General features: G+C 72.1%; 6 protein-coding genes. 2 read left to right on the top strand and 4 right to left on the bottom strand.

The annotated features are described in order from the left end of the window. Positions 1-1161: YveK family protein (locus J4709_RS21150; protein WP_504740142.1), on the bottom strand; the 1161-nt coding region annotated here is incomplete at its 3' end. Between the two features lie 18 nt (positions 1162-1179). After that, positions 1180-2337, bottom strand: a complete 1158-nt coding sequence (locus J4709_RS21145) for a glycosyltransferase family 4 protein (protein ID WP_307801401.1) — start codon at positions 2335-2337, stop codon at positions 1180-1182. Between the two features lie 160 nt (positions 2338-2497). On the opposite strand from J4709_RS21145, the gene J4709_RS21140 reads away from it, so the two are divergent. Then, positions 2498-3628: a DUF1972 domain-containing protein gene (locus J4709_RS21140; RefSeq protein WP_208243329.1), complete on the top strand. Its 1131-nt coding sequence runs from the start codon at positions 2498-2500 to the stop codon at positions 3626-3628. A 16-nt stretch (positions 3629-3644) separates the two neighbouring features. Next, positions 3645-4550, top strand: coding sequence for a phosphotransferase (locus J4709_RS21135; protein ID WP_208243327.1), 906 nt, complete (start codon positions 3645-3647; stop codon positions 4548-4550). Between the two features lie 81 nt (positions 4551-4631). Here the strand turns inward: J4709_RS21135 and J4709_RS21130 are convergent, their stop codons facing one another. Both J4709_RS21130 and J4709_RS21125 read right to left on the bottom strand, forming a co-directional pair. After that, positions 4632-6260, bottom strand: a complete 1629-nt coding sequence (locus J4709_RS21130; protein WP_208243325.1) for a PQQ-binding-like beta-propeller repeat protein — start codon at positions 6258-6260, stop codon at positions 4632-4634. A gap of 283 nt (positions 6261-6543) precedes the next feature. Further along, positions 6544-8190 carry a PQQ-like beta-propeller repeat protein gene (locus J4709_RS21125; RefSeq protein WP_208243324.1) on the bottom strand — a complete coding sequence of 549 codons (1647 nt, stop codon included), beginning with the start codon at positions 8188-8190 and terminating at the stop codon, positions 6544-6546. Positions 8191-8402: the final 212 nt, after the last annotated feature.

The following is an 8402-nucleotide window of genomic DNA, read 5'->3' as shown; positions in this document are numbered from 1 at the left end:
AGGCACCGGCGGCCCACCGGAATCTACCCTACTCTCAACCCCCTGTCCCTCCCGGCGGCTCTGCCGACCGGGCGCGGCGCCCCCGCCGCGCCCGTCCTCGGGCGCCCAGCCCCGCCCGGCGGCGGGGTCGGCGGGCGGCGGCGCCGACCTGCGGCGCCGGCCGCGTCCCCGCTCGGCCGGCGGCTCCTCGGGGTACCCCTCGGACCGGTAGGACTCGGGCCGGTACTCCTCGCGGCCGTCGCCGATGGAGCGGCGGCCCTGGTAGGACCGGCCCGCCGGAAGCTCGGGCATCGGCGTGCCGGGGCCGCCGAGCGCCCCGCCGGGCGCGCCGCCCGGCACCCCGCCCATCGCGGCGGCGGGGGCGCCCTGCTGCTGCCCGCGGGGCCGCGACGAGGCCCGCAGGAACGACACGATGCAGGCCAGGATCGCGCCGATGGCGAAGCCGATCGCGCCGTTCTGCGGCAGCTTGCTCGGCGTCGGCGCGGTCGGGTCGGCGGTGTCGGTGAACTGGACGCCGTCGTTGTTCTTCGACCGGGCCGACAGCAGACCGCTCTCGTCCGACTGCATCTTGGCGAGCTGCGCCGCCAGGATCCGGTAGGGATGCGTGCCCGCCTGCGTGGACTGCATCTGCTGCGTGATCTTCGTCTCCTGCTCCTTCAGCCCCTTGATCTGCTCGTCGAGGTTGCTGTTGTTCGTGGAGACGGTCACGTCCTGGTAGGCCTGCAGCACCGCGTTGGCGATGACGGCGGCCTCGGGCATGGTCGAGCCGCCGGCGGTGACGACCACGACCCCGCCGTCCGGCTTGCTGGAGGTCTTCACCCGGCCGCGCAGCTGCTCGCCGGTGAGGTTCGGGCCGTGCTTGCTCTTGACGATCTCGGCGGCCCGGGCCATCACCGGCGTGGAGCCGGCGAACGCCGCGCGCTGCGCGGTGTAGGCGGCGTAGCCCTGCCCGGAGACGACGCCCATGCGCAGCGCGTTGTTGTTGTTCGTCGGGTCGGTGACCGCGAACCTGGCGGTGGCGGTCGCGCCGCCGAACAGGATCTCGGTGGCCGCGACCGAGGCGAGGACGCTGGCCAGCACGATGATGAGAGACATCAGCCGGTAGCGCCAGACCGCCTCGACGAGGCTGATCTCCGGTGTGACGGGGGTCTGTGCTGTCATCGGATGCTCTTGGAGTCCTCAGGCCGTGGGAGGGATGGGGTCGGCGTCGGGTCCGGCGAGACGCCGGACGGCGTCCCGCAGCTCGCGGTGGTAGCGGTCCTTGCCGAACCGCAGGGCGGCGTCGGCGCCGGCCCGCTTGGCCATCGCCTGGGCACCGTCCCAGTCGTCCAGCAGCCGGGCGATCCCGGCCGCCAGCGCGTCCGGGTCGTCGGGGGCGACCAGCACGCCGTTCTCGCCGTCGGCGACGATCTCGACCAGCCCCTGGGTGGCGCTGGCGACGACCGGCCGGCCGGCGAGCATCGCCTCGACGGCGACGTTACCGAAGGGTTCGACGCGCGAGGGGACGATCGCGATGTCCGCATCGGCGAACGAATTCCACACCGACGGGCGGAAACCCGCGAACGCGACCGCGCCGCCGTCGCCGGCGAGGCCGTGCAGCTCCTCCTCGAACCACTCATATCCAGGGAAGACGCTGCCGACCAGGGTCAGGTTCGCATCGTAGCCGCGATCGCGCAGTGATCGGACGGCGCGGACCGCGACGTCGGAGCCCTTGCGCGGCGACAGCCGCCCGACCAGGACGATCCGCGCGGGCCCTGCGAGCACGGCGCGCGGCGGCGCGACCGGCTCGGGCGGCTCCTCCACCCCGTTGTAGATGATCTGTGCGCCGCGCCCGGCGGAGCCGAGCGCGGCGGCGCTGGCGCGGCTGTTGACGACGACGGAGCGGGCGAGCCGCAGCGGCATCGACAGGGCGGCGCGCACCGGGCCGGGCACGTCGTCCTCGGCCTCGTGCACGTGGCACAGCGAGGGCACGCGGGCGAGCCGCCCGGCGAGCAGCCACAGCGGGATCGTCACGGTGTTGACGTAGAGGGCGGCGGCCCGTTCGCGGCGCAGCAGCCGCCACGCCCTGGGCAGCGCCGCGGCCGCGGCGAACGCCAGCCGCACGAGCCCGAACGGGGTCATGTACGACTTGCGCAGCACCGGGACGGGCAGCACGACGACCTCGGCGCCCGCCTCCCGCAGCGCCGGTGACAGCGGCCCGTCCGCCGGCAGCGCCACGATGACGCGGTGACCGGGGACCAGTGCGCGCACCGACTCCACGAGCATCCGGTCGGAGCCGTAGAGGTCGGGCGACGGGTGCGCCAGCACCACCGCGGACCTCGCGTCCCGTTCGGCCACTTGTCCTCCTTCTGGTGCTCCAGCCCCCTGGGCACCAGTCTCCCGCAACCTTCAGATTAACTGTCGTTTACCGCGGGGACGCGCAAGCCCCCTTCCGCATAATCTGTGCGGATCAATCACAAAGCGACGGTAATGGCTGGGGGTCAGGGTGCGCATCGCCATGGTAGGTACTCGCGGGGTGCCGGCGCGGTACGGCGGCTTCGAGACGGCGGTGGAGGAGATCGGCAAGCGGCTCGCCGCCGGGGGGCACGAGGTCACCGTCTACTGCCGGGGCGAGCGCCACCCCGAGCCGGAGTACCTGGGGATGCGGCTGGTGTACCTGCCGGCGATCGAGAAGAAGGTCGCCGAGACGCTCAGCCACACCGGCCTGTCGGTGCTGCACGCGTTCCGCGGCAAGATCGGCAAGGAGGGCGCGGACGTCGCGCTGCTGTTCAACGCGGCGAACGCGCCGATGCTGCCGATCCTGCGGACGCTCCGGATCCCGGTCGCGACGCACGTCGACGGCCTGGAGTGGAAGCGCACCAAGTGGAGCGGGACCGGGCAGAAGTACTACCGGGCGGCCGAGGCGATGGCGGTGCGCTGGTCGGACGCGCTGATCGCGGACGCGGTCGGCATCCAGGAGTACTACCGCGAGCGGTTCGACGCCGACACGGTGTTCATCCCGTACGGCGCGCCCATCCTGGCCGGCACCGACACCGGGAAGCTGGCGGAGGCGGGGTACGAGCCGGGCGGGTTCCACCTGGTGGTGGCCCGGTTCGAGCCGGAGAACCACGTGCACCTTGCGGTGGAGGGCTACCGGCGGAGCAAGGCGACCAAGCCGCTGGTCGTCGTCGGATCGGCGCCGTACGCCGACGAGTACACCGCGCAGGTGAAGGAGCTGGCGGGCGACGACCCGCGCATCACCTTCATGGGCGGCGTGTGGGACCAGGACCTGCTGGACGCCCTGTACGCGGGCGCGCTCACCTACATCCACGGCCACTCGGTCGGCGGGACGAACCCGTCGCTGCTGCGCGCGATGGGCGCGGGCGCGTCGGTGCTCGCCTTCGACGTGAACTTCAACCGCGAGGTGCTGGGCGAGGAGGCGGGCCGGTTCTTCGGCGACGCGGCGGAGCTGGCGGCTCAGGTGGAGGCGGCAGAGGCCGACCCGGGCGCGGCGGCCGACCGGGGCGACGCGGCGCGCAAGCGGGCGGCCGAGCGGTACGTGTGGGACGACGTCGCGGCGTCCTATGAGCGGCTCTGCGAGGACCTGGTGGCCGGTCGCCGTACGCGCAAGACCATTCGCGGTAAGTGACGATATGAACGAGCAGATGACCACATCTGGTCATGATTTCGTTCGTCCGCCGATCGGAACCGGCAATGTCCTGATTCCGACGGATTCGCGGCGCGGTGCGCTCGCGGGCGTCTCGCTGTTCACCCGGTCGAAGCCGGCCGCGCTGGCCGCCCAGTGGGCGCTGTACGGCGCGGTGGCCGTCGCGGGGCCGCGCGTGCTGCCGGGCCCGCGCGTCCACTGGAACCCGCCGGGCGGCCCGGAGCGGTGGCGCGCGCTGGTGGCCCGGATCGGCACCTTCGACGGCCTCGCCCTCTACGAGCGTCCGCAGGCGTCCCGGACGGGCCTCGCCGCCGTGCTGCTGCGCGGCGGCCGCCCGGCCGGGTTCCTCAAGCTCCGCGACGACCCGGGCGAACTGGACCGCGAGGAGCGCGCGCTGTCGGCGTTCCCCGAGGGCCGCGCGGACGGCTTCCGCGTCCCGCGCGTCCTGGACCGCGACGAGACCGCCGGCTGGCACTGGATGGTGATCGAGGCGATGCCGCCGCGCCCGGCCCGCCCCGTCCGCGGCATCGCGCTCGCGCCGCTGCTGGCGGACCTGCAGCGGCGGCTCGCGGCGGTGCTGCCACGCCCGTCGGACGTCCCGGACCACTGGACGCCGATGCACGGCGACCTGACGGCCTGGAACCTGCGGCACTGCGGCCGGGGCCTGCCGTGGCTCATCGACTGGGAGGACGCGGCGTGGGCGCCGCCGGGCGCCGACCTCGTCTACTACCAGGCGACGCACGCCACCGTGTTCGGCAAGCCGGCCGGACGCGACGACGTGCGCGGCTGCGCGGAGGCGGCGGAGTTCTGGCTGAAGCGGGTCGCGCAGCGCTCCGCCGGCGACCACGACGCCGCGTTCAACACCCGCCTCAGCGACATCCTGCGGGAGATGGGCGCGGCCTGACCCGGCCCTGGCAGCACGAAGAACGCGCCCCGGTGGAGGTCCACCGGGGCGCGTTCCGCGTCACGCGTCAGTTCGTGCGGGTCACCACGTCACGGCGGCGGACGCCGGGCCCGTGACGGTGTTGCCCAGCGGGTCCTTCACGCGGATCCGGTAGGTGTGCTTGCCCCTGGCGGCCTTGGTGTCGGTGAAGGTCATCGACGGCTCGTCCCAGAACTTCGACAGCCGCTTCACCGAGGTCAGCGCGGTGGTCGAGCTGTCGCGCAGCACCTCGTAGTGCAGCCAGCCGTTGTCCATGTCCCAGGTGCCCGCCCAGGACACCTTCAGGCCGGTGGACGTCTTGGTGACCGTCGGGGCCTTGACGCTCGCGGCGTCCGGGCCGACCTTGTTGGCCGCGTTGGCCTTGACCGTGAACCGGACGAGCCCGGCCTGCGCCTTGCCGTTCACGTTCGGGAACTCGCCGCCCATGGCGACGTAGCTGCTGTTGCCCGTGATGGCCCACGCCGCCTGGTACTGCTTGGTGAACGTGCCCATGCCGAGCTTGGGGAACCAGTCCAGCAGCTGCGGGATCGGCTGCCCGCTGTAGTTGCTGTTGGTGCCCGGCTTGGCCTTGTCGGTGCCGCGCGCGTCGAAGGTCTCGGCGATCGTGCGGTGGTAGGTCTCCGGGGTGGTCTCCGGGAAGGCGCCGAGCGAGGTGCAGTCGTGCGGGTGGCCGACGGCGTAGACGGTCTGGCCGACGGGCAGGATGCCGTAGGTGGCGCCGTAGCAGTTGTCCAGCCACACCAGGGCGCCGTCGCTCGCCTTGGCGGCGAACCGGCCGTCGAACCAGTGGTAGCGCTCGCCGTCGGCCGCGCCGTAGACGATGCCGTTCTGGATCCGCAGGTCCGTGACGTAGGAGTAGCCGTACTTGCCCGCGCTGTCGGGCTCGGTGGCCTTGGTCGGGATCGGCTTGCTGCTCCACGGCAGCGTGCCGCCGTTGGTGGCGCTGACCGCGCCGATGCCGACGCGCTTCTCGCCGTTCAGCTGCTGGAACCGGCCGCCGACGATCACCCGGTCGCCGTACACGGCGAGGGCGTACACCTCGTCGTCGTTGGCGGCGGGCTTCCAGGTGTCGATGTTGGAGCCGTCGGAGGCCTTCACCGCGGCCAGGCGCGTCCGCGACTTGCCGTTGACGTTGAAGAAGTTGCCGCCGACGTACACGGTCGAGTCCGTCGCGGCGATGGCGCGGACCCGGTTCTTCACGTTCGGCGCGAACGAGTCGATCAGCTTGCCGGTGGCGGTGTCGAACGCGGCGAGGTGGTTGTGGTCCTTGCCGTCGACCTTGGTGAAGTCACCGCCGACGTAGACGCGCTTGCCGTCCGGGGAGGCCATGAGGCGCAGGCCCTGGCCGTCGAGCGTGTGCACGAACGAGGTGCTGAGCTTCCCGGTCGCCAGGTCGAACGCCATGATGTTGCCGCGCGCGACCTCGCCGGCCCCGCCCTCCTTGACCCCGGCGGGGCGCGCCTTGGTGAAGTTGCCGGTCGCGTAGACGGTGCTCCCGACCGTCGCCATGCTCCACACCACGCCGTTGACCTGCGCGGTCGGCAGCGGGTCGGCGCTGACGGTCGCGGGCACGCCCGCGGCGGGCATGGTGTCGGCCGCGGCCGAACCGGGCTGGACGAGTGCGGCGCCCACGAGCGAGAGGGCGGCGGCGGCCCCAACGCCCGCGCGCACGCCTGGACGGCGCTGTCGCAAAAGAGCTCTCACGAGTCGGATCCCCTAAAAAGCACGTGACCCCCGGTGGCCCCCTCGGCCACTCCGGTCAGGCGGATCTTAGTCATCGGACCGTACCGCTCTTCCGCCGTCTTATGAAATCGTGATGGAAATCCCTCACGGAGCGCTTGATACCGACTGCTCAGCGCAGTATGGCCAATTCCGGAAAAAGAAAAGTGCCCCGAGATGTAAACCTCGGGGCACTTTCCCGCGTCGGGGTCCCGGGCGCCGTCCCGGGGCGCCGTCAGCGCCGGACGGAGTTGGACGCCGCGCTCGTCACGGCGTTCCCGCTCGCGTCGACGACGCGGACCTTGTAGGTGTGCGTGCCCTTCGGCGCGCTCTTGTCGTCGTAGCTGAGGCTCGCCGGGTTCCAGAACGACGCCGACTTGTCGAGCGTCGCGATCGGGGTCGTGGAGCCGTCGCGGAGCACCTGGTACTTCAGCGAGGCGTTGTCCATGTCCCAGGTCGTCTTCCACGAGACCCGGATCGTGCCGCCGAGCCGGGCGCTCGCCGTCGGCGCCTTGAGGCTCGCCGCGTCGGGGCCGACCTTGTTCGGCGCGGACGCCTTCACCGCGAACCGGACGAGGCCGGCCTGCGCCTTGCCGTTCACCTTCGGGAACTCGCCGCCCATCGCGACGTAGCCGCCGTTGCCGGTGATCGCCCACGCCGCCTGGTACTGCTTCGTGAACGAGCCGATGGCGAGCTTGGGGAACCAGTGCAGCAGGGTCGGGACCGGCTGGTTGCGGTAGTTGCTGTTGGATCCCGGCGCCGTCCGGTCGGTGCCGGTCGCCACCTTGGTCTCCGACAGCGTCCGGTGGTTGGTCTGCGGGCTGGTGTCGGGGAACGCGCCGAGCGAGGTGCAGTCGTGCGCGTGCGAGACGCTGTAGACCTCGTTGGCCACCGGGTAGATGCCGTAGGTGGCGCCGTAGCAGTTGTCCAGCCACACCAGGTCGCCGTCGCTCGCCTTGGCGGCGAACCGGCCGTCGTACCAGTGCTGTCCCTCGCCGTCGGCGGCGCCGTAGACGATGCCGTCGTCGACCCGCAGGTCCGTCACGTACGAGAAGTGCTTGCTGTCGAGCTTGGTCGGGACCGGCTTGCTGCTCCACGGCAGCGTGCCGCCGTTGGTCGTGCTGACCGCGGCGACACCGACGTGCTTCTCGCCGTTGAGCTGCTGGAACTTGCCGCCGACGATCACGCGATCGCCGTACAGGGCGAGGGCGTACACCTCGTCGTCGTTGGCGGTGGGCTTCCAGGTCCCGATGTTGGACCCGTCGGACGCCTTGACGGCCGCGAGCCGCGTCCGGCCACTGCCGTTGACGTTGAAGAAGTTGCCGCCGACGTACACGGTCGAGTCCGTCGCGGCGATGGCGCGGACGCGGTTGTGCACGTTCGGCGCGAACGAGTCGATCAGCGCGCCGGTCGTGGTGTCGAACGCGGCGAGGTGGTTGTGGTCCTTGCCGTCGACCTTGGTGAAGTCACCGCCGACGTACACCCGGCTGCCGTCCGGGGAGGCCATGAGGCGCAGGCCCTGGCCGTCGAGGGTGTGCACGAACGAGGTGCTGAGCTTCCCGGTCGTCAGGTCGAACGCCATGATGTTGCCGCGCGCGACCTCGCCCGCCCCGCCCTCGGCGACGCCCGCCGGGCGCGCCTTGGTGAAGCTGCCGGTCGCGTAGACGGTGTTCCCGACCGTCGCCATGCTCCACACGACGCCGTTGACCTGCGCGGTCGGCAGCGGGTCGGCGCTGACGGTGGCGGGCGTCCCGGACGGCGGGTCGGTGTCGGCGGCGGCCGGGCCGGCCGGCATGACGGCCGCCCCCGCCAGCGAGAGAGCGGCGGCGGCCGCCAGGCCCGCGCGGACCTTCGTCCGGCGCTGTCGCAGAAGAGCTCTCACGAGTCCGAATCCCCTCAGCCTTAGCCCGGGGACCACGGCGGTCACTCCGGTCCAGGGATCTTATTGGGCGACCCATCCGATACATCCGGCCCCTTATGAAATCGTGACCGAAGTCGCTTTCGCTCTCCGTCGCCGTTCCGGTGAATTCGGTCACCGATACGGGACGGCGGAGCGCCCCGGGGCATGCACCCCGGGGCACTCCGCGGCGCGGC

The sequence above is a fragment of the Actinomadura violacea genome, assembly GCF_017573465.1.
In the GTDB taxonomy this organism is placed as follows: domain Bacteria; phylum Actinomycetota; class Actinomycetes; order Streptosporangiales; family Streptosporangiaceae; genus Spirillospora; species Spirillospora violacea.
Note: the sequence above shows the minus strand (reverse complement) of the source record. Positions and strands in the feature narration are given on the sequence as shown.

Coding starts and splice junctions, on each gene's coding strand:
- J4709_RS21140 (WP_208243329.1), top strand. CDS start 2,498: ATGGTAGGTACTCGCGGGGTGCCGGCGCGGTACGGCGGCTTCGAGACG.
- J4709_RS21135 (WP_208243327.1), top strand. CDS start 3,645: ATGACCACATCTGGTCATGATTTCGTTCGTCCGCCGATCGGAACCGGC.